The sequence below is a fragment of the Vibrio sp. Vb1755 genome, from assembly GCF_033338635.1.
GTDB classification, from domain to species: Bacteria; Pseudomonadota; Gammaproteobacteria; order Enterobacterales; family Vibrionaceae; genus Vibrio; species Vibrio alginolyticus.
The window spans coordinates 1-1,063 of the sequence record NZ_JAWOTA010000339.1 but is presented as its reverse complement, the minus strand read 5'-3'; the positions used below and the strand labels follow the sequence as shown (position 1 = coordinate 1,063).

The 1,063-nt window shown below is 46.4% G+C and carries 2 protein-coding genes; both read right to left on the bottom strand.

Annotated elements, in window-relative coordinates; translation table 11 throughout:
• A partial coding sequence (locus R7E00_RS24980; protein ID WP_318124903.1) for a NapC/NirT family cytochrome c occupies positions 1 to 472 on the bottom strand: 472 nt, incomplete at its 3' end.
• Positions 473 to 500: 28 nt separating this feature from the next.
• Complete coding sequence (locus R7E00_RS24975) at positions 501 to 956, bottom strand: nitrate reductase cytochrome c-type subunit (RefSeq protein WP_011106440.1); 456 nt, start codon at positions 954 to 956, stop codon at positions 501 to 503.
• Between the last annotated feature and the right edge of the window lie 107 nt (positions 957 to 1,063).

The window sequence follows — 1,063 nt, the reverse complement described above, 5'->3', positions numbered from 1 at the left end:
CCGCAGCACGCGAGCCCTGCTGTGAGTAGTCCATGTAATCAAACTCGTGACAGTTACGACACTCTAGAGAGTCATTCTTCTTCATACGAGCCCATTCGCGCTCGGCTAGATGGCCACGACGAGCTTGGAACTTCTCTGGTGTATCAATGGTGCCAAGAACGTAGTGCGCAAACAGTTCTTTTGACGCTTGAACTTTACGTACGATCTTATCTGTCCATTCATGTGGTACGTGACAGTCAGAACAGATTGCACGAACGCCTGAACGGTTAGAGTAGTGGATCGTCTCTTGGATTTCTTTCACGATAGGTGCGTGACACCCAGAACAGAATTCTTCCGTGTTCGTTGCTTCCATACCCGTGTTGAATGCGCCCCAAAACAGAAGACCACCGGCAAAGCCTAAGAATAAAACCACACCAGCGGCAGCTTTACTTGGGTTCTTCAGCCTCTTCCAAAACGCTTTAAGTATTTTCATAAATGACCTCTTAGTACTTGCGTTTCAACTACTGAAGTGAATCAACTGACTGGAATTCATTTTCCACTAGCGGTTTCGCATTGGTTTGTGGAACGTGACATTGCAAACAGAAGTAACGACGAGGAGAGACATCAGCAAGTACTGCATCTTGGCGGTTTACATAGTGCGTTACACTGATTTTTGTTGCGCCAGACTCTTTCGCGTTTTTCCAGCTATGACATGCAAGACACTTGTTGGCGTTCAGTGACACTTCGTAGCTACGAATGCTATGTGGAATCAACGGTGGCTGATAAACAAAGCTGTCTTCAACGATTTGGTCTTTCGGAAAATCTTTAAATTCGTCTGCAGGGCGAGTGTCTTCCAGCTGAGTCATTCCGCGTAGCGACTCAAGGCCACCTGTGCCTCCTGGATTGTCCAACTCTGCTTGCGCAATGCCTGTTACTAATGCACCTACAGATAAAAGTGCGACAAGTAATTTTTTCATCATTTCATCTCCGCCTATATGGCTTAAATTCTTTATGAGGCCGCCGCTATGACGGCCTTTACGTTCGTGATTTGACGGTTAAGCAACCTTAGTGATTTTGACTGGAC